The organism is Cupriavidus sp. 96C5-1 (genome assembly GCF_057798855.1).
On the sequence record NZ_JBYOJU010000006.1, the window covers coordinates 123,409 to 145,146 of the forward strand.

Annotated in this window: 22 protein-coding genes; 8 read left to right on the forward strand and 14 right to left on the reverse strand. The window is 65.9% G+C overall.

Annotated features, from left to right (window positions below; translation table 11 throughout):
* Window positions 1-19 precede the first annotated feature (19 nt).
* From AC3FOF_RS10265 to AC3FOF_RS10285, 5 genes are all read left to right on the forward strand, one after another.
* On the forward strand, window positions 20-1,582 hold the full coding sequence (locus AC3FOF_RS10265; RefSeq protein ID WP_488726526.1) for a vWA domain-containing protein: 1,563 nt from the start codon (window positions 20-22) through the stop codon (window positions 1,580-1,582).
* Between the two features lie 223 nt (window positions 1,583-1,805).
* Window positions 1,806-2,006, forward strand: a complete 201-nt coding sequence (locus AC3FOF_RS10270; protein ID WP_488726527.1) for a hypothetical protein — start codon at window positions 1,806-1,808, stop codon at window positions 2,004-2,006.
* A 107-nt stretch (window positions 2,007-2,113) separates the two neighbouring features.
* Window positions 2,114-3,343 (forward strand): RtcB family protein, encoded by a 1,230-nt coding sequence (locus AC3FOF_RS10275; protein ID WP_017224420.1) that lies wholly within the window; start codon window positions 2,114-2,116, stop codon window positions 3,341-3,343.
* A gap of 115 nt (window positions 3,344-3,458) precedes the next feature.
* Window positions 3,459-4,478, forward strand: a complete 1,020-nt coding sequence (gene rtcA / locus AC3FOF_RS10280) for an RNA 3'-terminal phosphate cyclase (RefSeq protein ID WP_488726586.1) — start codon at window positions 3,459-3,461, stop codon at window positions 4,476-4,478.
* A gap of 256 nt (window positions 4,479-4,734) precedes the next feature.
* Window positions 4,735-5,535 carry a tetratricopeptide repeat protein gene (locus AC3FOF_RS10285; protein WP_488726528.1) on the forward strand — a complete coding sequence of 267 codons (801 nt, stop codon included), beginning with the start codon at window positions 4,735-4,737 and terminating at the stop codon, window positions 5,533-5,535.
* 31 nt (window positions 5,536-5,566) lie between these two features.
* On the opposite strand, the gene AC3FOF_RS10290 is transcribed toward AC3FOF_RS10285, so the two are convergent.
* The 13 genes from AC3FOF_RS10290 to catA all read right to left on the reverse strand — a co-directional run bounded on the left by AC3FOF_RS10290 (window position 5,567) and on the right by catA (window position 16,445).
* Window positions 5,567-6,523, reverse strand: a complete 957-nt coding sequence (locus AC3FOF_RS10290; RefSeq protein ID WP_488726529.1) for a methionyl-tRNA formyltransferase — start codon at window positions 6,521-6,523, stop codon at window positions 5,567-5,569.
* 71 nt (window positions 6,524-6,594) lie between these two features.
* Window positions 6,595-7,380, reverse strand: a complete 786-nt coding sequence (gene fliR, locus AC3FOF_RS10295) for a flagellar biosynthetic protein FliR (RefSeq protein ID WP_488726530.1) — start codon at window positions 7,378-7,380, stop codon at window positions 6,595-6,597.
* A gap of 38 nt (window positions 7,381-7,418) precedes the next feature.
* Window positions 7,419-7,688 carry a flagellar biosynthesis protein FliQ gene (gene fliQ, locus AC3FOF_RS10300; RefSeq protein WP_035807451.1) on the reverse strand — a complete coding sequence of 90 codons (270 nt, stop codon included), beginning with the start codon at window positions 7,686-7,688 and terminating at the stop codon, window positions 7,419-7,421.
* A 34-nt stretch (window positions 7,689-7,722) separates the two neighbouring features.
* A complete protein-coding gene (gene fliP, locus AC3FOF_RS10305) occupies window positions 7,723-8,577 on the reverse strand; it encodes a flagellar type III secretion system pore protein FliP (protein WP_017225032.1) in 855 nt (284 codons plus the stop codon).
* Window positions 8,574-9,056, reverse strand: a complete 483-nt coding sequence (fliO, locus tag AC3FOF_RS10310) for a flagellar biosynthetic protein FliO (protein ID WP_488726531.1) — start codon at window positions 9,054-9,056, stop codon at window positions 8,574-8,576. The genes fliP and fliO overlap by 4 nt, the downstream gene beginning before the upstream one ends.
* Window positions 9,053-9,508, reverse strand: coding sequence for a flagellar motor switch protein FliN (gene fliN / locus AC3FOF_RS10315; protein ID WP_017228898.1), 456 nt, complete (start codon window positions 9,506-9,508; stop codon window positions 9,053-9,055). The genes fliO and fliN overlap by 4 nt, the downstream gene beginning before the upstream one ends.
* Complete coding sequence (gene fliM, locus AC3FOF_RS10320) at window positions 9,501-10,508, reverse strand: flagellar motor switch protein FliM (RefSeq protein ID WP_017228897.1); 1,008 nt, start codon at window positions 10,506-10,508, stop codon at window positions 9,501-9,503. Before fliM ends, fliN begins: the two co-directional genes overlap by 8 nt.
* A 150-nt stretch (window positions 10,509-10,658) precedes the next feature.
* Complete coding sequence (fliL, locus tag AC3FOF_RS10325; RefSeq protein WP_017228896.1) at window positions 10,659-11,147, reverse strand: flagellar basal body-associated protein FliL; 489 nt, start codon at window positions 11,145-11,147, stop codon at window positions 10,659-10,661.
* A 515-nt stretch (window positions 11,148-11,662) separates the two neighbouring features.
* Window positions 11,663-12,448, reverse strand: coding sequence for a 1,6-dihydroxycyclohexa-2,4-diene-1-carboxylate dehydrogenase (locus AC3FOF_RS10330; RefSeq protein ID WP_488726532.1), 786 nt, complete (start codon window positions 12,446-12,448; stop codon window positions 11,663-11,665).
* Between the two features lie 27 nt (window positions 12,449-12,475).
* Entirely contained in the window at window positions 12,476-13,495 is a 1,020-nt protein-coding gene (gene benC / locus AC3FOF_RS10335; protein ID WP_488726533.1) for a benzoate 1,2-dioxygenase electron transfer component BenC, read from the reverse strand.
* Window positions 13,496-13,520: 25 nt separating this feature from the next.
* The gene (gene benB, locus AC3FOF_RS10340; protein WP_488726534.1) at window positions 13,521-14,021 is read right to left on the reverse strand and encodes a benzoate 1,2-dioxygenase small subunit; all 501 of its coding nucleotides are present in this window, start codon (window positions 14,019-14,021) and stop codon (window positions 13,521-13,523) included.
* Window positions 14,018-15,406, reverse strand: coding sequence for a benzoate 1,2-dioxygenase large subunit (gene benA / locus AC3FOF_RS10345; protein WP_488726535.1), 1,389 nt, complete (start codon window positions 15,404-15,406; stop codon window positions 14,018-14,020). Before benA ends, benB begins: the two co-directional genes overlap by 4 nt.
* A 124-nt stretch (window positions 15,407-15,530) precedes the next feature.
* Window positions 15,531-16,445 (reverse strand): catechol 1,2-dioxygenase, encoded by a 915-nt coding sequence (gene catA / locus AC3FOF_RS10350; protein WP_488726536.1) that lies wholly within the window; start codon window positions 16,443-16,445, stop codon window positions 15,531-15,533.
* A gap of 230 nt (window positions 16,446-16,675) precedes the next feature.
* Between catA and AC3FOF_RS10355 the strand changes: the two genes are divergently transcribed.
* The 3 genes from AC3FOF_RS10355 (at window position 16,676) to AC3FOF_RS10365 (ending at window position 20,961) form a co-directional block, all read left to right on the forward strand.
* A complete protein-coding gene (locus tag AC3FOF_RS10355; protein WP_035814473.1) occupies window positions 16,676-17,599 on the forward strand; it encodes a LysR family transcriptional regulator in 924 nt (307 codons plus the stop codon).
* Window positions 17,600-17,755: 156 nt separating this feature from the next.
* Window positions 17,756-20,341: a bifunctional aconitate hydratase 2/2-methylisocitrate dehydratase gene (acnB, locus tag AC3FOF_RS10360; RefSeq protein ID WP_276263740.1), complete on the forward strand. Its 2,586-nt coding sequence runs from the start codon at window positions 17,756-17,758 to the stop codon at window positions 20,339-20,341.
* A 176-nt stretch (window positions 20,342-20,517) separates the two neighbouring features.
* Window positions 20,518-20,961 (forward strand): thioesterase family protein, encoded by a 444-nt coding sequence (locus AC3FOF_RS10365; RefSeq protein WP_017228889.1) that lies wholly within the window; start codon window positions 20,518-20,520, stop codon window positions 20,959-20,961.
* Between the two features lie 33 nt (window positions 20,962-20,994).
* Here AC3FOF_RS10365 and alkB read toward each other — a convergent pair whose 3' ends face one another.
* Window positions 20,995-21,648: a DNA oxidative demethylase AlkB gene (gene alkB, locus AC3FOF_RS10370; protein WP_488726537.1), complete on the reverse strand. Its 654-nt coding sequence runs from the start codon at window positions 21,646-21,648 to the stop codon at window positions 20,995-20,997.
* Window positions 21,649-21,738 lie beyond the last annotated feature (90 nt).

Consider the following 21,738-nt stretch of genomic DNA (forward strand, 5'->3'; position numbering starts at 1 on the left):
GTCTCCACGGAGAATGCAAATGGCGAATACCAATCTGTTCCAAGGCCTGCGCGGCCGCTTCCTGCCACCGGCGGACACGATCAACGAAGCGGGCGGCCCGGCCTATGCCCTGGGGCGCGAGCACAGCCTGGCCCAATACGCGGCGACCGGCTGCCTGAACGGCACCTTCTACGCCAGCGCCGAAGTGCAGCTCGACGCCGTGCTGGCGCTGTGCGAAGACGTGGACCCGGCCTTTATCGCCCGGACCGCCGTGTATTGCCGCGAACGCGGCTATATGAAGGACATGCCGGCCCTGCTGGTGGCGGCGCTGACCCTGCGCGGCCCGGAGCACCTGCCGGCGGTGTTTGGCCGCGTCATCGACAACGGCAAGATGCTGCGCAATGTGGTGCAGATACTGCGCAGCGGCGCGGTGGGCCGGAAATCCCTGGGCACGCGGCCGAAGAGGCTGGTGCAGCAGTGGCTCAACGGCGCCGGCGAGCGTGCGCTGCTGGCCGCATCGGTGGGCACGCGGCCGTCGCTGGCCGATGTGGTGAAGATGGTGCACCCGAAGCCCGCCGAAGCCTGGCGTGCCGCCTTTTTTGCCTGGCTGATCGGCAAGCCGTATGATCCGGCCGCGCTGCCGCCGATCACGCAGGCCTACGAGGCTTACAAGCAGGCGCGCGCCGAAGGCCGGCAGGCGCCGGTGCCGGAGGTGCCGTTCCAGATGCTGGCCTCGCTGGACCTGGATGCCCAGGCCTGGGCCGAAGTGGCGCGGCAGGGCGGCTGGCAGATGGTGCGCATGAACCTGAACACCTTTGCGCGTCACGGCGTGTTCGCTTTGCCTGGCATGGCGGAGGACATCGCGGCAAAGCTGCGCGATCCCGCCGCGATTGCACGGGCCCGGGTGTTCCCGTACCAGTTGCTGGCCGCCTGCCAGGCGGCCGGCGACGAGCTGCCGGCAGTGGTGCGGGACGCCTTGCAGGACGCACTGGAGCTGGCGCTGGCCAACGTGCCGCAGGTGGAGGGGCGCATGGTGGTCTGCCCGGACGTTTCGGGCTCCATGCACTCGCCGGTGACCGGTTACCGGGCTGGCGCCAGCAGCGCGGTGCGCTGCGTGGATGCGGCGGCGCTGGTGGCCGCCACCTTCCTGCGCAAGCAGCCGGATACCGTGGTGGTGCCGTTCAAGGAAGACGTGGTGACGCTGAAGCTGAACCCGCGCGACACGGTGATGACCAATGCGCAGAAGATGGCGGCGATCGGTGCCGGCGGCACCGACTGCAGCGCGCCGCTGGCCTGGCTGAACCATCGCCGGGTGAGCGCCGAGCTGGTGATGCTGGTGTCGGACAACCAGTCGTGGATGGATGCCCGCCACGGCGCCACGCAAACGTTGCGCGAGTGGGAGCGTTTCAAGAGCCGCAATCCCAAGGCTCGGCTGGTGTGCCTGGATATGCAGCCTTACGCCCGCAGCCAGGCGCCGGAGCGGGACGACATCCTGAACATCGGGGGCTTCTCCGACTCGGTGTTCCAGGTCGTCGCCGCCTTTGCCGCCGGGCAGCTGCAGGCCGGGCACTGGGTGGGAGAGATCTCGGCGGTGACGCTGTGATGTGTCGAAGCGAGGTCGAAGCGAGGTCGAAGTGACGTTGAAGCAAGGCTGAAGTGACGTTGAGCTGAAGTCGCAGCTTGCGAAGTTCGGCGGTGGCTGGCGAATGCCGGACAGACTACATCCAGGTTACGTCTGTCCTGACCCTTGTCGCCGGTTGCCGCCACCCGAGCCGGCATACCCCAAGCGTCCCCCACGGCGCCTGCGGTATGCGGACTTGCCACGAATGCCGGCCTGGATTACATCTGGTGATTGCCGGTTCGAATCCGGCCGCTGCCGCAAGGCGGCGTTTATCCGGGCGATCCTTGTCGTGGCGATGCCGCATTCTTTTATGTTGACGGGCGAATGCCTGTGGAACTACATCACTATTAATGAGGAGGCAGCGGGTTCGACTCCCGCCGCTGTGCCGGTGTTCCGGGCAGCGTAGCTCAACGGTAGAGCACCGGTTCCACAAATCCTTGTCGCCCACTTTATCGGTATCTTGCCGGCGGTTGCCGGTGCTGTTCCGCCCTCAGGGCATAGAGAGAAGACGAGATGAACACCAAGGAGCACTACGAAGTATTCCAATCCGGCAAGGGCCGTCCGGTCAAGATGTGGACCCATGGCGTGCCGGTCGAGGCCGAGGCGCGCGCGCAGCTCGCCAACACCGCGCAGATGCCCTTTATCTTCAGGCACCTGGCTGTGATGCCGGACGTGCACCTGGGCAAGGGTTCCACCATCGGTTCGGTGATCCCGACGCGCGGCGCCATCATCCCTGCGGCGGTGGGCGTGGATATCGGCTGCGGCATGATTGCCGTCAAGACCACGCTGTGTGCCAGCGACCTGCCCGACAACCTGGGCCCGCTGCGCAGCGCGATCGAGCGCGCGGTGCCGCACGGCCGCTCGAATAACCGCGGCGGGCGCGACAAGGGCGCCTGGGGCGATGTGCCGGCCACGGTGGATGCGGGCTGGGCGGCGCTGGCCGGCGGTTTCGCGCGGATCACCGGGAAGTACCCGAAACTGACGCGCACCAACAACCGCAATCACCTGGGTACGCTGGGTACCGGCAACCACTTCATCGAGGTCTGCCTGGACGAGAACCAGTCGGTCTGGTTCATGCTGCACTCGGGTTCGCGCGGGGTGGGCAATGCCATCGGCAATACCTTTATCGAGCTGGCGCAGGCGGATATGCGCCGCCATTTCATCAACCTGCCCGACCGCGATCTGGCCTACCTGGTGGAAGGCAGCGAGCACTATGAGGACTATGTGTTCGCGGTGGAGTGGGCGCAGCAATATGCACGGCGCAACCGCGAGTTGATGATGGCCAACGTGCTGGACGCCGCGCGCGCCGTGATCGGCAAGCCGTTCGGCACGGAGATGGAGGCGGTCAACTGCCACCACAACTACGTGCAGAAGGAGCGCCACTTCGGCGAGGACGTGCTGGTGACGCGCAAGGGCGCGGTAAGCGCCCAGGCCGGCGAGCTGGGCATCATTCCCGGCTCGATGGGGGCCCGCTCCTACATCGTGCGCGGCAAGGGCAATGAAGAGTCCTTCTGCTCCTGCAGCCACGGCGCGGGCCGTACCATGAGCCGGACCGAAGCCAGGCGCCGGTTCTCGGTCGACGACCAGCAGCGGGCCACGGCGGGCGTCGAATGCCGCAAGGATGCCGAGGTGATCGATGAGATCCCGATGGCCTACAAGGACATCGATGCCGTGATGGCTGCGCAGTCCGACCTGGTCGAGATCGTCCACACGCTCAAGCAGGTGGTGTGCGTGAAGGGCTGATGGAAGGGCGCCCCGGGGTACGCCCGGTGGCACCCCTTCCGTCCAGGCCGCGCCGGGATGGCGGCAGGGAAAAAGCGAATAAAACGAATAAAAACGAATAAGACGAGTCATGGCAATGATTGAAATCGACGGCTCCTACGGCGAGGGCGGCGGGCAGATCCTGCGCACCGCGCTGTCGCTGGCCATGGTGACCGGCACGCCGGTGCGCATCGCCAATGTGCGCGCGCGGCGCAGCAAGCCCGGGCTGATGCGCCAGCACCTGACCGCCGTGGTCGCGGCGCAGGCGATCAGCGGCGCCCGCACCGAGGGCGCGGCGATCGGCTCGACCACGCTGACCTTCGAGCCCGGCCCGGTGCGCGCCGGCAACTATGACTTTGCCATCGGCACCGCCGGCAGTTGCACGCTGGTGTTGCAGACGCTGTTGCCGGCACTGTGGAGCGTGGCCGGCAACCATGGCTTCACCCTGGCGCTGTCGGGCGGCACCCATAATCCCATGGCGCCGTCGGCGACCTTCCTGCGCGACGCCTGGCTGCCGCTGATGGCGCGCATGGGCGCGGTGGCCGGCCTCGCGCTGCGCCGCCACGGCTTCTATCCCGCGGGTGGCGGCGAGCTGACGTTAAGCGGCCGCACCGGCGCGGCCTGGCAGCCCCTGGCGCTGGAGGCGCGCGGCGCGCCCGGCCTGGCCGAAGCGCACGCGCTGATTGCCGGCGTGCCGCACCACGTGGCGCGGAGCGAACTGGACCTGGTGGGCGAGCGGATGGGCTGGGAGGCCGGCCAGTTGCACGTCGGCGGGCTGCGCCATGAGGAAGGGCCGGGCAACGCGGTGTTGCTGACCTTGCCGTTCGAGCATGTCACCGAGGTGTTCTGCGAGTACGGCGAGAAGGGCCGTTCGGCCGAGAGCGTGGCTGGCGCGGCCTGCCGCCAGGCGCGCGCCTACCTTGCCGGTACGGGGGCGGTGGGGCCGCACCTGGCCGACCAGCTGCTGCTGCCGATGGCCCTGGCCGGCGGCGGCAGCTTCACCGTCGATGAGGTCACCGGCCACCTGCGCAGCAATGCCGAGGTGATTCGCAAGTTCCTGCCGGTGGATATCGAGTTCGAGCCGCTGGGGACGTGCACGCGCGTGGCGGTGGGCTGATTTATCGCCTGCGTTGTCAATGGCGGAGATCCAACACCCGCGCAGTCCTGCTCTGTCAATTGCGCGGGCTGTGGCGGCATACTAGCCGGCATGGCATCGCGCCATGCGGCTTCTTATCATGCCGCGCTTTCCCGGTTCCATGTTGTCGCGCCGCTGCCCAGGAGCCAGGAGGGGCTGGGGAAAAGCCGCGCGATGCGAAATGGATGGAAGTGAGGTGCCACGGGTTCTGGCAACGTCAACAGAGGATGGAAATCGGATGGGATATCTGGCAAAGCAGTCTTTCGTAGCGCTGATGGCAAGCGCGGCCTTGCTTGCGGGTTGCTCCACGGTGCCCGACAAACCGGTGGAGAAGAGCGAGGCAAGATCCGCTCAGCCCGCTCAGCTTGCTCAGCCCGCTCAGCCCGCGCAGCCTACGGAGGATGTGCAGGAAGCGAAGGCCGCGCAATCGATCGCCGACGGCGTACGGCTCCTGCGGTCGGGAAAGCCCAATGAGGCCATCCCCATCTTCAGTCAGCTTGCGGCTGACTATGAAATCAGGTTCAACGACGGAAATACGAGATACTTCAGCGCCAGAAACCAGGTGGAGACCCTGCTGTACCTGGCCACGGCTGCCAATGAGAAGACCGGGAATGCCAGCGTTGTCACGCCGAACTGGGCTTATTCCTATTATCTGACGGCCTACGCTCTCGCGGAACTCGGCCGCATCCCCGAAGCCAAGGCATCGCTCGACAGGGCATTGAAGCTGTCGCCCAGGAATTCACAGTTTCTTTCCGAGCTTGGCAATCTGTATCAGCGGGAGAAGAACTGGCAATCCGCCCTGCAGGCATTCCAGCGCGCGGAATCCGCGGCCAGGGAAACCTCACCGGAACATGCGCGGAACCTGGAACTGTCCCGCGCCTGGCGCGGTATCGGGTACGTGTACGTGGAACAAGGCCGTCTCGACGACGCCGAGCGCATATACCGGCAATGCCTTGAACTAAACCGGAACGATACCGCGGCGTCGAAGGAGCTTCTCTATGTCCAGGCGTTGCGGGACAAGCAGAGAGCCAGGCAATAGCGGAATGGCAGTCCAGGCGGGCATCGACCGTTCAGCGCGGCGCGGTGCCGCGCGCCTTGCCCGGCGCCAGCAGGTTCCATTCGAGCAGGGCGACGAATCCTCCCGTGCAGGAGATGACGAGGCGTTCACCGTCGACATGGTCGAGTTCGCCCGGCGGCAAGGCATGCGGCTCGCGCCAGGCCTGGGCCTGGATCACGTGCAGCAGGTTGTTCTTGACGCGCGCCAGGCACTCGTGGCGGCCGTAGGCGCGCAGCATTGTGTTGATGCGCTCGGGCGGCTGCGAGAAGTCGAGCGTGCGCTCATTCTCGGTCCAGAAGGGATAGTAGCTGCCTTCGCCCTGCGGCCGGGCGCATTCCCAGAGCGTATCCACGCCGGAGGCCACTTCGTGCGCCAGCCGCGACATGGCACGCTGGGTTTTCAGGTCGAGGCTTTCATGCGTTTCGTCGGAAGAAAGTTCGAACACGCGCTGGGCGAGGATGTCGCCCCGGTCGAAATGCTTGCTGACCTTGTGGCAGCTCGCGCCCCAGCTGACATGTCCGTCGAGGATGGCCCGCGGCAGCGGATAGGGGCCGCGCCCCACGGGCAGCGGCGAGGGGTGGAAATTGATGGCCTTCGGGATCCGCGAGGCCCAGTCGCCGATGCGCCATTGGTAGCTGGCCACCACCAGGAGATCGCACCCGAGATCGCGCAGGCCGTCGAGCGATGCATCGTTCATGGGGGATAGCTGGATGTCGATCTTGCGTTCCTCGGCGAGGCCGAGGACGGCTTCGGTGCGATGCATGCGGCCGTCGACGCGCGCCCAGAAGAGCTTTACCGGCTCCCAGCCGCGCTGGATGAAGGCCTTGAACACGCCCAGGTAGCGGTCCGATGCGGTGATGGCGAAGCGCCTCGGCGAGAACGGCGCCGGCCTGGCAGGCTGATCGACGCTATCGGGTTCGGGACTTGCGCCCGCATCGATGGGGGTGGTGGGGGCGATGGTCGGGGCCATGGGCGCTCGCTAGCTCGGAAAAACGGGGAAAACGGCAGGAACTTGAAATCCGGAAGCGCCAATGCCTGCACTCAATAGCCAAATTGCCCGAGCATCGTCGCCACGGAGCTCAGTCCATTCTGGATCAGCCGCTCCATATAGGTACTCATCTGCGGCATCACCAGCATCATCAGCAGGATGCCGCCGGAGAGCGTGACCGGAAAACCCACCGCGAAGATCGACAGCTGCGGCGAGGCGCGGTTCAGGATGCCCATGGCGAGGTTCAGCGTGAGCAGCGCCGCGATCAGCGGCAGCGCCAGCAGCAGCCCGGAGGAGAAGACGCTGGCGCCGGCCGCCGCCACGGCTGCCCAGCCGGCGCCGGACAGCGGCTGGGAGGAGATGGGCAGGCTGCTGAAGCTGTCGGCGAGCGTGGCCAGCAGCAGCAGGTGGCCGTCCAGCGCCAGGAATATCAGCATGGCCACGATATTGAGGAAGCGGCCCAGCACCATGGTCTGGCCGCCGGCGGAGCGGTCATAGAAGGAGGCGAACGACAGGCCCATCTGCATGCCGATGGTTTCGCCGGCATATTGCACGGCGGCGAATACCAGCCGCATGGCAAAGCCCACGGCCAGGCCGATGCCAACCTCGTTGAGGATGATCAGCAGGCCTTCCAGTGAATACACCGGCACCAGCGGCAGCTTGTCGATGGTGGGCGATATGATCACGGAGAGCAGCGCCGCCAGCGCCACCTTGGCCCGCCGCGGAATGGTCGACTCGCTGAACAGCGGCGCGGTGCCGAACAGCGCCAGCAGGCGGAACATGGGCCAGAGGAAGGCGGCGATCCAGCCATAAAGCTGGGCGGCGGTGACGGACAGCACGGTGGCTCGATGCGGCGCTTGGCGTAACCCGGCGCGGCTCAGTGGGCCAGGGCGGGAATGCCCTGGAACACCGAGCGCATGTAGTCGACGAAGGTGTTGATCATCCACGGGCCGGCCAGCACCATGGTGGCGAACAGCGCCACCAGCTTCGGGATGAAGGACAGCGTCATTTCGTTGATCTGGGTGGCGGCCTGGAACAGGCTCACCACCAGGCCAGCCACCAGCGCGACCAGCAGCAGCGGCGCGGCCAGCATCAGGGTCATCTTCATCGCCTGGGTGGCGATGGTCATTACGGTTTCCGGTGTCATGGCGAAAGCCTTCGTTGGGGCGCGGGCCCCGTGATCAGTTCAGGAAGCTCTGCGCCAGCGAGCCCAGTATCAGTTGCCAGCCGTCCACCAGCACGAACAGCATCAGCTTGAATGGCAGCGAGATGGTGGCCGGCGGCACCATCATCATGCCCATCGCCATCAGCACGCTGGCTACCACCAGGTCGATGATGAGGAAGGGGATAAAGACGGTAAAGCCGATCTGGAAGGCGGTCTTGAGCTCGCTGGTGACGAAGGCCGGCACCAGGATGCGCATCTGCACGTCTTCCGGGCCTTGCATCTCCGGCGCCTTGGCCATCTGGGCGAACAGCGCCAGGTCCTTCTCGCGCGTCTGCTTGAGCATGAAGGCCTTGAGCGGCGCGGCGGCCTTGTCGGTGGCATCCTCCAGGCTGAGCCTGTTTTCGGACAGCGGCTTGTAGGCGTCGGTGTAGATGCGGTCGAACACCGGCGACATGACGAAGAAGGTCAGGAACAGCGACAGGCCTACCAGCACCTGGTTGGGCGGCGAGCTGGCGGTGCCCAGCGCATTGCGCAGCAGCCCTAGCACGATGATGATGCGGGTGAAGCCCGTCATCATCAGCATGGCCGCCGGCAGGAAGGACAGCGAAGTCAGCAGCACCAGCGTCTGCACCGACAGCGACCAGGTCTGGCTGCCGCCCGGGCCGGCCTTGCTGGTCAGGCCGGGCAAGGCCTGCGCCTGGGCCATGGCCGGCAGCACCACCAGCGCCAGGCAGGCCGCAGCCAGTATGGCCGCCAGCACCAGCCTGGAGGGCTGGCTGGCATATTCGCGGACGGACTGGAGAGGGCGTTGCAGGTGGCGATGCAGGTGATGATGCAGTAAGCGCCGGGGGGCGTCAGGCAGGAAAGTCATGACTTCAGGTTGTCTTGCATGGCGCGCAGCAGCTTATGTCCAAAGCTGCCGGCCGAACCCGGGCTGGCCGCGGCACCGGTCTGGTCCGGCTTGTGCGCGGCTTGCGCGGGCAAAGTGTGGAGCGTGCGAATCTCGCCGGCGCTGACGCCCAGCACCAGGCAGGTGTCGCCGACTTCCACCATCATCAGGCGCTGGCGGGGGCCGAGCATGGTGCTGCCTACCACTTTCATCGCGCCGCCCTGGCCATGGCGCACCAGGCCGGCACGGCGCGCCAGCCAGGCCAGCAGCAGGATCAGGGCGATGACGGCGAACAGGCCGAGGCCGGCCTGCGCCAGTCCGGTTGCGCCGCCGACGGCGACATGGCCGCCGGCAGGGCTTGCGGCCGCGGCGCTGGCCTGAGCGGCCACGGGCGCGGCATGCGCCAGGACCACGCCGGCGGCAAGCGCGGCGATGGCTGTCCGGCGCAGGCTGGCGTTCATCTGTTGAGCTTCCGGATGCGTTCGGACGGGGTGATGATGTCGGTCAGGCGGATGCCGAACTTATCGTTCACCACAACCACCTCGCCCTGCGCGATCAGGTAGCCGTTGACCAGCACGTCCATCGGCTCGCCGGCCAGGCCATCGAGTTCCACCACCGAGCCCTGGGCCAGTTGCAGCAGCGTCTTGATCGGCACCTTGGTGCGGCCAAGCTCTACCGTGAGCTGTACCGGGATATCGAGGATCATCTCGATATCGTTGTGGAAGCCGCTCGGCGTGTCTTTTTCCAGCGGTTGAAAGACCTTGGAGGCGGCTGGTGTTGCCGTGGCCTGCATGGCGGCGGCCGGGGCAGGCGCAGCAGCAGCGGCTGTTTCCTCGGCGCTGGTCTGCTCCGCCAGGGCGCTGGCCCAGTCGTCCATCGGGTCGGCCGGCTTGTCCTCTTTGCCGTCAGTCATGGTCGGTTTCCTTGTTGGAATCGCTTTCTTGGTGATTGATCATCCGTTCTACCCGCAACGCGTACTGGCCGTTCATGGTGCCGAAGCCGCATTGCATGACGGGCACGCCATCGACCTTGCCGAACACCTGCTCGGGCAGCTCGATGGGAAGTACATCGCCGGCGCGCAGCGCCAGCACCTCGGCCACGGTACTTGGCAGGTGGGCGAATTCGGCCACCAGCTCGACCTCGGCCGAGCGGATCTGCTGCGACAGCTGGGTAATCCACCGCTTGTCGACTTCGACCTCGTCCTGCAGCGGATTCATCAGCAGGTCGCGCACCGGCTCGATCATCGAGTACGGGAAGCAGACGTGAAGCTGGCCACCCACCGCGCCGAGTTCGATATGGAAGGCGGTCGTTACCACCACCTCGCTGAGCATGGCGATGTTGGCGAACTTGGTGTGCATTTCCGAGCGGACATATTCCAGCTCGATCGGGTGCACGGCATGCCAGGCCTGGCCGTAGCTGCCGAGCGCCAGGTCGAGCAGGCGCCGGATGATGCGCTGCTCGGTCTGGGTAAAGTCTCGCCCCTCCACGCGGGTGTGGAAGCGTCCGTCGCCGCCGAACAGGTTGTCGACCACCAGGAACACCAGGTTGGGGTCGAACACGAACAGTGCGGTGCCGCGAAACGGCTTCATGTGCACCAGGTTCAGGTTGGTCGGGACCGGCAGGTTGCGCACGAAGTCGCCGTATTTCTCGATGCGGATCGAGCCGACCGAGATGTCGGCGCCACGGCGGATGAAGTTGAACAGCTGGGTGCGCATCTGCCGGGCGAAGCGCTCGTTGATGATTTCGAGCGTGTGCAGCCGGCCGCGGACGATGCGTTCCTGCGTGGCCAGGTTGTACGGCCGGACGCCATCCTCGGAGACCGGCGCCGCGACTTCGGGCGCGTCGGTCTCGCCGGACACGCCTTTCAGTAATTCGTCTACCTCGTCCTGCGAGAGGAACTTGTCGTAGGCCATCTAGTGTCCTGCCCCGTGAATGCCGTGATGAATGAAAGCGACCATGTGCCAGTCAGTCCGCGCGCCGGCGTTGGCGGGCAAGCTGAGAAACGGTCAAGGCAGGCAAGGACGAATTCATGTCGGATTTTGCTGGTGGGGCAGGGCAAGCGCTTACTGCACCACGAAGGAAGTGAATAGGACGTCCACAACCTGCTGTTGCGGCAGGTTGGGCGCGAACGGCTTGCTGACGGTCTGCTGGATTTCCTGGGCCAGCTTGCGCTTGCCTTCCACGGTCGCCAGGTCGGCCGGCTGCTTGGCCGACAGCAGCAGCAAGATGCGGCTGCGGACTTCCGGCAGGTATTCGGTGATGCGCGCCTGGTCCTTCGCGTTCGCCACCTTGAGCGACAAACCGGTATGCAGGAAGCGGTCGCCGTCATCGCTCTTCAGGTTGACGGTAAAGGCTTCCAGCGGCACGAAAATCGGCGGCGCCACAACCGGTGCGGCCGGCGCGGCCGGCTGGCGGTTGCTAAGGATGTTGCCCAGAAAAAAGCCCCCGGCACCCAGCACCGCGACGAGCACGACGCCGAGCACCAGCAGCAGTCGCCCGCGCTTGCTCGTGTTGCTGCCGTCAGCCTGGGAAGAAGTGAGCGTATTCGCCATGAGATGCCTGTATCGGAATGCCTTGCCATTCTTGAGGGAATGACCGGCAAGCAAAGGGCCGAAAAAAAGGGTGAAACCCGCTCAGCTTGGCCCTTTGAGCCGAGCAGGTCTTGTCATCCGGGGTGCGCGGATGGTCTTACAGGGGTTAACGAATGGCGGGCACGGAACTTGAGAGGGATGTTTGAGGAAAACCCGTACCGGGGGCTGGACAGCGGGAGGCGGTACTGGAATCGAGGGTTTTTCCTGATCGCCGGGCACGATGGCGTGGCCGCAAGCAGGTGTCGCCGTGCGGCCCGGTGGCACCGCTGCAGGGCGGCTTCGGACGCCGCGCTTGGGTGCCAAGCAATTGATTTTGATGGGTTTTCTATGGGCGATGCCGGCCGGCGAACGCGCTGAAACCACGCGGGTACTGCCGGGGCGAAACGTCCAGCCGCCCCCGGAGCACCGTGGGCATAGCATGCGGACCGCGAAATCCGCGTTCGCGGGAAATCACCTTCGGCAGCACTTTTTCGTGTTCAGCCCTGGTCGCCGCCGCCTACCGGAAGGACTGAGCCGGTGATGTAGGAGGCTTCGTCCGACGCCAGGAACAGGATGGCGCGCACCTGTTCGTCGATGGTGCCGTAGCGGTGCATCAGGCTGGAGGCGATGGTCTGGTCGACGATGCCCTGGTACCAGGCGGCCTCCCGCGGGGTCTGCTCCGCCGTGTTGCGCGGCACCTTGCGCGGCGGTGCTTCCGTGCCGCCGGTGGCCACCGCGTTGACGCGGATGCCGTCCTGCGCGTGCTCGAAGGCAAGGCTGGCGGTCAGCGCGTTGACGCCGCCCTTGGCCGCGGCGTAGGGCACGCGGTAGATGCCGCGGGTGGCGATCGACGAGACATTGACGATGGCCCCCTGCTTGCGCCCGATCATGGCGGGCAGCACCGCGCGGCAGCACCACAGGGTGGGAAACAGGGAGCGGCGGATCTCGGCTTCGATCTGCGCTTCCGCGTATTCCTGGTAGGGCTTGGCCCAGATGGTGCCCCCCACGTTGTTGACGAGGATATCGATGCGGCCGTGGCTCTCCAGCGCGGCGCTGGCCATGCTGCCGGCGCCGGCATAGGTCTCGAGGTCGGCTTGCACGGCCAGTGCCTCGCCACCCCGGGACTTGATTTCCGCGGCGACTTCCGCCACCAGCCCGGAGCGGTCGACCAGCACCACGCTGGCCCCCTCGGCCGCGGCGGCGAGTGCCACGCCGCGTCCGATGCCCTGCGCCGCGCCGGTAACCACGGCGATCTTTCCGCTAAAGCGCGCATTTGTGTTCATGACGTGTCCGTGTTTCGTGGCGTGGGGTCAGGCAGCGTTGCTGGCCGAGAATTTCTCGTAGTGGAAGCTGGCCGGCGTCACCCCGGCGTCCTTCAGCCAGCCGCGCACCGCGTCCACCATGGCGACCGGGCCGCACAGGTAGATGTCGACGTCGCCGCCGTTGAGCCAGTCCTGCTCCACATGCTGGGTCACATAGCCCTTGCGGGTCTCGCTGCCGGCCGGGTCGAGCACGCAGGTGCGGTACGCGAAATCCTCGATCTTGCGCTGTGCTTCGTCGAGTTGTTCCAGCGCCACGAGGTCGATTTCATGCGTCACGCCGTACACCAGCCGGACCGGATGCCGGCTGCCGTTCGCTGCCAGCACATCCAGCATCGACAGGAAGGGCGCGATGCCGGTGCCGCCGGCGAGGAACAGCACCGGGCGGCTCACGTCGCGCAGGTAGAAGCTGCCATAAGGGCCGGCGAAGGAAATCGGCTGGCCGGGCTGCGCCTCCTTGCTCAGGAACTCGCTCATGCGTCCGTTGGGCACATTGCGTACCACGAACGCGGCGCGCCCGGCGCCGGGCGCGGAGCTGAACGAGTAGGAACGGGTCAGGCCGGTGCCCGGGATCTCCACGTTGACATACTGCCCCGCCAGGAAGGCTGGCGCGGCGCCCTCGCCCAGGTCGATCGAGAAAGCGATGGTGGAGTCAGAGAGCTTGTCCACCGCCGCCAGCTTGCCCTGGTAGCTGCTCACGCCGGTCTTGCAGGCGGCCGACGACGCCGGCACCCTGATCACGCAATCCGAGCGCGGGCGCGTCTGGCAGGCCAGCACATAGCCCTTGGCCGCTTCCTCGGGCGTCAGGGCGTCTTCGATATAGCTCGACGCCGGCAGGTCGTACTCGCCGGATTCGCACAGGCCGCGGCAGGTGCCGCAGGCGCCGTCGCGGCAGTCCAGCGGGATGTTGATCTGCTGGCGATAGGCCGCGTCGGACAGGGTTTCATTGGCGGCGCAGGTGATGAAGCGGGTGACGCCGTCTTCGAACTGCAAGGCGATGTTGTATTCCATGGCGTGATTCCTCCGGCGCGTCCGCTCAGATGTGATAGATGTCCATGACCTGGTTGATGTAGTCGTTCTTCAGCACGACGTACTTGTCCAGGATCCGCGGGCGCTCGCCGGCAAAGTCGATGACGTAGCGCGACATGCCGAAATAGCTGTAGTTGCGCTTGTAGCGGTGGCTCAGCGTGTGCCAGTTGAAGCGCACCGTGCAGACGCTGCCTTCCTGGCGCTCCAGTTCGACATTGCTGATGTTGTGGCTGGTGCGGGTATCCGGCATGGTGGCGCTGGAGCGCTCGGTCTTGATGCGGAACACGCGGTCTTCCAGGCCCTGGCGGTTCGGGTAGTAGATCAGCGAGATCTCGCGCTGCGGATCGGTCACCAGCGTGTCGTCGTCGTCCCAGGATGGCATCCAGAACGCGGCGTCGGGGTGGTAGCAGGCCAGCCATTCATCCCATTGCTCGTCGTCCAGCAGGCGGCTTTCCCGGTAGAGGAAGCCCTGGATATCCGCAAGGCTGATCGTGGCGTTCGTGCTCATGCTTCGCTCCCTGCCAGGCCCGCCTTGCCTGCCTCGGCGCCGGTGGCTTTCTTCATGACGTCCAGCCAGTAGCGGTGCTGCACCGTGTACAGGCCTTCGTCCTCGGTCTTGACGCCGCTCATCAACGGCTTGAGGCCGATCTTCCGGGCGGCCTCGTCGGGCCCTTCCACCCAGTGCGTGGCGCCGCGGCACATATCGTTCCATTCCACCGCGCTGCCGGCGTAGCCTTGCTGGCAGGCGCGGAATTCCTCCAGGTCGTCGGGCGTGGCCATGCCGCTGACGTTGAAGAAATCCTCGTACTGGCGGATGCGGCGGGCGCGCGCGTCGTCCGCCTCGCCCTTGGGCGCGATGCAGTAGATGGTGACTTCGGTCTTGTCGACGGAAAGCGGGCGCAGCACGCGGATCTGCGAGCCGAACTGGTCCATCAGGTAGACGTTGGGGTACAGGCACAGGTTGCGCGAGTTCTGGATCATCCAGTCCGCCGTCTCGGCGCCGCAGCGCTCGGCGAATTCCTCGCGGCGGCTGAAGTTCGGCCGGTCTTCCGGATTGGCCCAGCGCGACCACAGCAGCATATGGCCGTGATCGAAGGCGTAGAAACCGCCGCCCTGCCGGCCCCAGTTGCCCGCGTCCATGGCCCGGATCTTGTCCTCGCGGGCGTTCTCCTGCTTGCGGTGGCTGGTGGTGGCGGCGTAGTTCCAGTGCACCGCGGAGACGTGGTAGCCGTCGGCGCCGTTCTCCGTCTGCAGCTTCCAGTTGCCTTCGAAGGTATAGGTGGACGCGCCGCGCAGCACTTCCAGCCCGTCGGCGGACTGGTCCACGATCATGTCGATGATCCTGGCCGCTTGGCCCAGGAATTCCTTGAGCGGCGCCACGTCCGCGTTCAGGCTGCCGAACAGGAAGCCGCGATAGTTCTCGAAGCGCGCCACCTTCTTCAGGTCGTGCGAGGCTTCCTTGTTGAAGCAGTCAGGGTAGCCCGCGCCTTCCGGATCCTTGACCTTGAGCAGCTTGCCGCTGTTGTTGAAGGTCCAGCCATGGAATGGGCAGGTGTAGGTGGCCTTGTTGCCGCGCTTGTGGCGGCATAGCATGGCGCCGCGGTGGGTGCAGGCGTTGATCAGCGCGTTGAGCTCGCCCTGGCGGTTGCGCGCGATCACGACCGGCTGGCGGCCGATGTGGGTGGTGTAGTAGTCGTTGTTGTTGGGGATCTGGCTTTCGTGGGCCAGGTAGATCCAGTTGCCCTCGAAGATGTGCTTCATCTCGAGTTCGAACAGGGCCTGGTCGGTGAAGGCGCTGCGATGCAGGCGGTAGTCGCCGGTTTCGCGGTTTTCCACCAGGTAGTCGTCCAGCCGCTTCAGGGTCGGGCTGTGGTCCGGGTAAATGGGGATCATGAGGTGTCTCCTGCATCCGTGGCGGATGCGCCGGGCCGTGAGGTGTCCTCAGGGCGGCCCTGATGTTGCTGCGGCGGCCGGCAGGTGCGCCGGCCGCGTTGTTCCTGTCGTGGAAGGGGGGGCTTTAAGCGGCGGCGCGCTTACGCTCCACTTCCGGTGCCGGCGCTGCGGCGCAGTCGCCGTACAGGCGGAAGTCGAAATCGATCGATGCGAACGGCTTGCCGAGGCCGCGCTCGGCGAGTTCGCGCGGGGCGTCGATGTGCGTGACCGCCGGCACCAGCCCTTCGCGGCTGGCGAAGGCGAAGTCGTCCCACAGGTATGCGTCGCCGTCGATATTGATCTGCGTGGTCAGCTTGCGATGGCCGGGTGCCGACACGAAGAAGTGGATGTGGGCCGGGCGGCGGCCGTGGCGGCCGAGCAGGTCGAGCAGGCGCTGGGTGGTGCCCTGCGGCGGGCAGCCATAGCCCATCGGCACGATGCTGCGGAATGCGTAGCGCCCGTCGCCGTCGGTCACGATGGTGCGGCGCAGGTTGAAGTCCGCCTGGGTCTTGTCGAAGAATGAGTAGTTGCCGAGCAGGTTGGCATGCCAGACCTCCACCGAGGCGCCGGGCAGCGGCTTGCCGCTGGCATCGAACACCGTGCCCTGCATGAACAGCACTTCGCCCTGGCCATCTTCGCTGCCATCGTCCAGCCGGGCGAAGCCTTCGCTTGCCGGTGCGCCGGCCACGTACAGGGGGCCTTCGATGGTGCGCGGGGTGCCGCCGCTCAGGCCGGCCTTGGCTTCGGCTTCGTCGGCGCGGATATCCAGGAAGCGCTCCAGGCCCAGGCCGGCGGCCAGCAGGCCAAGCTCCGGGCCGGCTTCGGCGAGGTACTCGATGCCCTTCCAGACTTCGCTCGCGCTCAGGTCGAGGTCTTCGATGGCCTTGAACAGGTCGGTGGTCAGGCGGACCACCACGCTTTGCACGCGCGCGTCGACCTTGCCCCTGGCGGTGTCGACGATGAACGCTTTCACCAGCGCTTCGATTTCCGGATGCTGCATTTGTCTGCTCCTTGTCTCTGGTTTTTTGGGGGGGTGTTCCTGCCATGTGCTGCTTGCCGGGGCGTCGTTGTCAGGCCCGGCAGGCTGTTGCGGCGTAGCGCCGTGATTCGCCTTAGAATGCCCTAAAGGTATAAAAAGTCGTTGTCACAGCCTGGAGCGAAGGATAGGAGGGCCGATATTGGCGGTCCAACACTGTTTTAGTATTGGCTGAATACTTAATAGGTATAGTCGTGGACTTGCGTCATTTACGTTACTTCGTTGCCGTGGCGGAGGAACTCAACTTCACTCGCGCTGCCGAGCGGCTGCATATCGCGCAGCCGCCGCTGAGCCGGCAGATCCAGCAACTGGAAGAGGGCCTGGGCGTGCAGCTGTTCGAGCGCAACGCGCGGCCACTCAGGCTGACCGAGGCCGGGCGTTTCTTCTATGGGCACGCCCAGCAGCTGCTGGCGCAAGCGGCGGAACTGGAGTCGATGACGCGGCGCGTCGGGCAGATCGAGCGGAAGATGTCGCTGGGCTTTGTCGGCTCGACCTTGTACGGCATGCTGCCCAAGATCATCCGGCGCTTTCGCGCCGAGCACCCGGAGATCGAACTCAGCCTGCACGAGATGACTACCATGGACCAGATCGCGGCGCTCAAGCAGGGCACCATCGATGTGGGGTTTGGCCGCATACGGCACGAGGACCCGAATGTGCGCCGGGTCGTCCTGCGCGAGGAGCGCATGATAGTGGCGCTGCCGGTCGGGCATCCACTGTCGCTGGCCAAGCCGGTGCTTGCGTTGCACGACCTGCTGGGCGAGACCCTGATCATCTTTCCCAAGGCGCCCCGTCCGAGCTATGCCGACCAGGTGCTGGCCGCGTTTCACGATCGTGCCCTGCAGCCGGGGCGCATCCATGAGGCGCGGGAATTGCAGATCGCGCTCGGGCTGGTGGCGGCGGGGGAGGGCATTTCCATCGTCCCAAGCAGCGTGCATGGCCTCAAGCGCGACGACATCAGCTACAAGGAGCTCGACGACCCCAACCTGGTGTCGCCCATCATCATGAGCATGCGCAGCCTCGACGAGACCGAGGAGATCCGCGCCATGCTCGACATGATCTACCGGCTGTACGAAGAGGAGAGGCTGGACTTCCTGTCGCCGGGCAAGGATCAGGTCTAGCGTGCCGGGATCCCGCGCTTGCGGGGATGCGTTGATTTCATTGGGTTTTTTTGGTCTAACTCTTATATAAGATATAAGACGTTTGACCAAAAACGCACTTGCCTTTAAAATCGCGTCACAACCGGTTTTTGCAACCCTATTACCCCGCAGGTTCCCATGCTTGAAAACTATCGCGCCCATGTTGCCGAACGCGCCGCGCTCGGCATTCCCCCTCTGCCGCTGACCGCCAAGCAGACCGCGGAACTGATCGAATTGCTGAAGGCCCCGCCTGCGGGTGAAGAGCAGGTCCTGCTGGACCTGATCACGCACCGCGTGCCGGCCGGCGTGGACGATGCCGCCAAGGTCAAGGCCTCGTACCTGGCCGCCGTGGCGCTGGGCAAGGAAGCCTGCCCGCTGATCTCCCGCGCCAAGGCAGCCGAGCTGCTGGGCACCATGCTGGGTGGCTACAACATCTCCCCCCTGATCGAACTGCTGGACGATGCCGAGATCGGCACCGTTGCCGCCGCGGCGCTGAAGAAGACGCTGCTGATGTTCGACGCCTTCCATGACGTCAAGGAAAAGGCCGACAAGGGCAACGCCAACGCCAAGTCCGTGCTGCAAAGCTGGGCCGACGCCGAATGGTTCACCAGCCGTCCGGAAGTGCCGGAAAGCCTGACCGTGACCGTGTTCAAGGTCACCGGCGAAACCAACACCGACGATCTCTCGCCCGCACCGGACGCCACCACCCGCCCGGACATCCCGCTGCACGCGCTGGCCATGCTGAAGAACGCGCGCCCGGGCATCACCCCGGAAGAAGACGGCAAGCGCGGCCCGGTCAAGTTCATCGAATCGCTGAAGGACAAGGGCAACCTGGTCGCCTATGTGGGCGACGTGGTCGGTACCGGTTCTTCGCGCAAGTCCGCCACCAACTCGGTGCTGTGGTTCACCGGCGAAGACATCCCCTTCGTGCCGAACAAGCGTTTCGGCGGCGTGTGCCTGGGCAGCAAGATCGCCCCGATCTTCTACAACACCATGGAAGACGCCGGCGCCCTGCCGATCGAGCTGGACGTGTCGCAGATGGAAATGGGCGACGTGGTCGAGCTGCGCCCGTACGACGGCAAGGCCCTGAAGAACGGCCAGGTCATCGCTGAGTTCACCGTCAAGTCCGACGTGCTGTTCGACGAAGTGCGCGCCGGCGGCCGTATTCCCCTGATCGTCGGCCGTGGCCTGACCGCCAAGGCCCGCGAGGCGCTCGGCCTGGCACCGTCCACGCTGTTCCGCCTGCCGCAGAACCCGGCCGACACCGGCAAGGGTTTCACGCTGGCCCAGAAGATGGTTGGCCGCGCCTGCGGCCTGGAAGAAGGCAAGGGTATCCGCCCGGGCACCTACTGCGAACCGAAGATGACCTCGGTAGGCTCGCAGGACACCACCGGCCCGATGACCCGCGACGAGCTGAAGGACCTGGCCTGCCTGGGCTTCTCGGCCGACCTGGTGATGCAGTCGTTCTGCCACACCGCCGCCTATCCGAAGCCGGTCGACGTCAAGACCCACCACACGCTGCCGCAGTTCATCAGCACCCGCGGCGGCATCTCGCTGCGCCCGGGCGACGGCGTGATCCACTCGTGGCTGAACCGCATGCTGCTGCCCGACACCGTGGGCACCGGCGGCGACTCGCACACCCGCTTCCCGATCGGCATCAGCTTCCCCGCAGGTTCGGGCCTGGTGGCCTTCGCCGCCGCTACCGGCGTGATGCCGCTGGACATGCCTGAATCCGTGCTGGTGCGCTTCAAGGGCAAGATGCAGCCTGGCGTGACCCTGCGCGACCTGGTCAACGCGATTCCGCTGTACGCCATCAAGTCCGGCGAGCTGACCGTGGCCAAGCAAGGCAAGAAGAACATCTTCTCCGGCCGTATCCTGGAAATCGAAGGCCTGCCCGACCTGAAGGTCGAGCAAGCGTTCGAGTTGTCCGACGCTTCCGCCGAGCGTTCGGCCGCCGGTTGCACGGTGCGCCTGAACAAGGAACCGATCATCGAATACATCAACAGCAACATCACGCTGCTGAAGTGGATGATCGCCGAAGGCTACCAGGACGCGCGCAGCCTGACGCGCCGCATCAAGGCCATGGAAGCGTGGCTGGCCGATCCGCAACTGCTGCAGCCGGATGCCGACGCCGAGTACGCCTCGGTCATCGAGATCGACCTGGCCGACGTGCACGAGCCCATCGTGGCCTGCCCGAACGACCCGGACGACGTCAAGACCCTCTCGGACGTGGCCGGCGCCAAGATCGACGAAGTCTTCATCGGTTCGTGCATGACCAATATCGGCCACTTCCGCGCAGCCTCCAAGCTGCTCGAAGGCAAGCGCGATATCCCGGTCAAGCTGTGGGTTGCCCCGCCGACCAAGATGGACGCCAAGCAACTGACCGAAGAAGGCCACTACGGCGTGTTCGGCACCGCAGGCGCCCGCACCGAAATGCCGGGCTGCTCGCTGTGCATGGGTAACCAGGCACAAGTGCGCGAAGGTGCCACGGTGATGTCGACCAGCACCCGCAACTTCCCCAACCGTCTCGGCAAGAACACCAATGTGTACCTGGGTTCGGCCGAGCTGGCGGCGATCTGCTCGCGCCTGGGCCGCATCCCGACCAAGGAAGAGTACATGTCGGACATGGGCGTGTTGAACGCCAACGGCGACAAGATCTACAAGTACATGAACTTCGACCAGATCGAAGACTTCAAGGACGTGGCGGATACGGTGACGGTGTAAGCCGCATCGGTTCTCCGGCAGTACGTTTGAAAGGCCCCTTGCGGGGCCTTTCTTTTATGGTTCGTCGAGGGGCTGGGCGAGCCGGCAGAGTGCGCCAACGCCGCCGGCAATGACGCCGGCCTTAACAATCGCACGCAGTGCGAACAGACCCTCCACCTCGTTTCCCCTTTCGCATCATGGCCCGCCTCAAGCTTGAATTCCCCGAAGACCAGTATTGCTACGCCACCCACCTCACGGTGCGCGTGACCGACATCAACTCGGCCAACCATCTCGGCAACGACTCGATGATCTCGATGATTTCCGAGGCGCGCGCCCGCTTCCTCTTCGAGTTCGGCATCCAGGAAACCCAGGGCGACGGCGTCGGCATCATCGTCAGCGACCTGGCCACCACCTACCGCACCGAAGCCCACGCCCGCGACCAGTTGCAGTTCGAAGTCGGCGTGATGGACTTCAACCGCTACGGCGGCGACATCACCTTCCGCATCACCCGCCCACAGGACCAGGCGCTGGTGGCGATGGCCAAGTCCGGCTTTGTCTTCTTCAACTACCAGCTCAAGAAGGTCGTGCCGATGCCCGAAGCCTTCTCGCGCAAATTCGCCAAGGTCAACTGGGTTGATTGAGCGAGGGCCGGCGGGCGGTGGGACGGCGGCGCGCTAACGCGTCTTCCGAAACGTCAGGTTGATCCGCTCGCGGCCCGCCAGCGCGTGGTCGCCATCGGCCAGCGGCGCGATGCCGTGGAAGGCCAGCCTTGCCGGGCCGCCCCAGACCGCCACGTCGCCATGGGCCAGCCGCACGCGCAGCGGGCGTTCGGCGCGGCTCAGGCCGCCGAACAGGAACACCGCGGGCAGGCCGAGCGAGACCGAGACAATGGGCGCACGCAGGTCCAGTTCGTCGCGGTCCTGGTGCAGGGAGAGGCGCGTGCCGGGCGTGTAGCGGTTGAGCAGGCAAGCGTCCGGCCTGAAATCCTCGAAACCGGCGGTGGCGGCGGCCGCGCGCGCCAGCGACAGGAAGCCCGCCGGCATGGCGGGCCAGGGCTTGCCGCTCTCGGGGTCGGCCGGCTCGTAGCGGTAGCCCCTGGCATCCGAGACCCAGCCAAGCTGGCCGCAGTTGGTCATGGCGACCGACATGCGCTGGCCGCCCGGCGTGATCAGGTGGCGCCATGGCGCCTGCGCTGCAATGTCGCGAACCGCATCGAGCAGGCTTTGCTCATGCTCGCGGGCGAAGCCGCGCAGCACTACCGCGCCGGGCGCGAGCGGCTCGGCATGGGGGGCGTCTTGCGGGAGGGAATCGAACAGGTCGAAGGTCATGGCGTCTCGGCGGGCGGCACGCGGGCGCGGGGAGCGCGGCGACAGGCGCGGGGTTGGCGGTGGCGGTCAGGCCATATCCGGGCTCCCGGC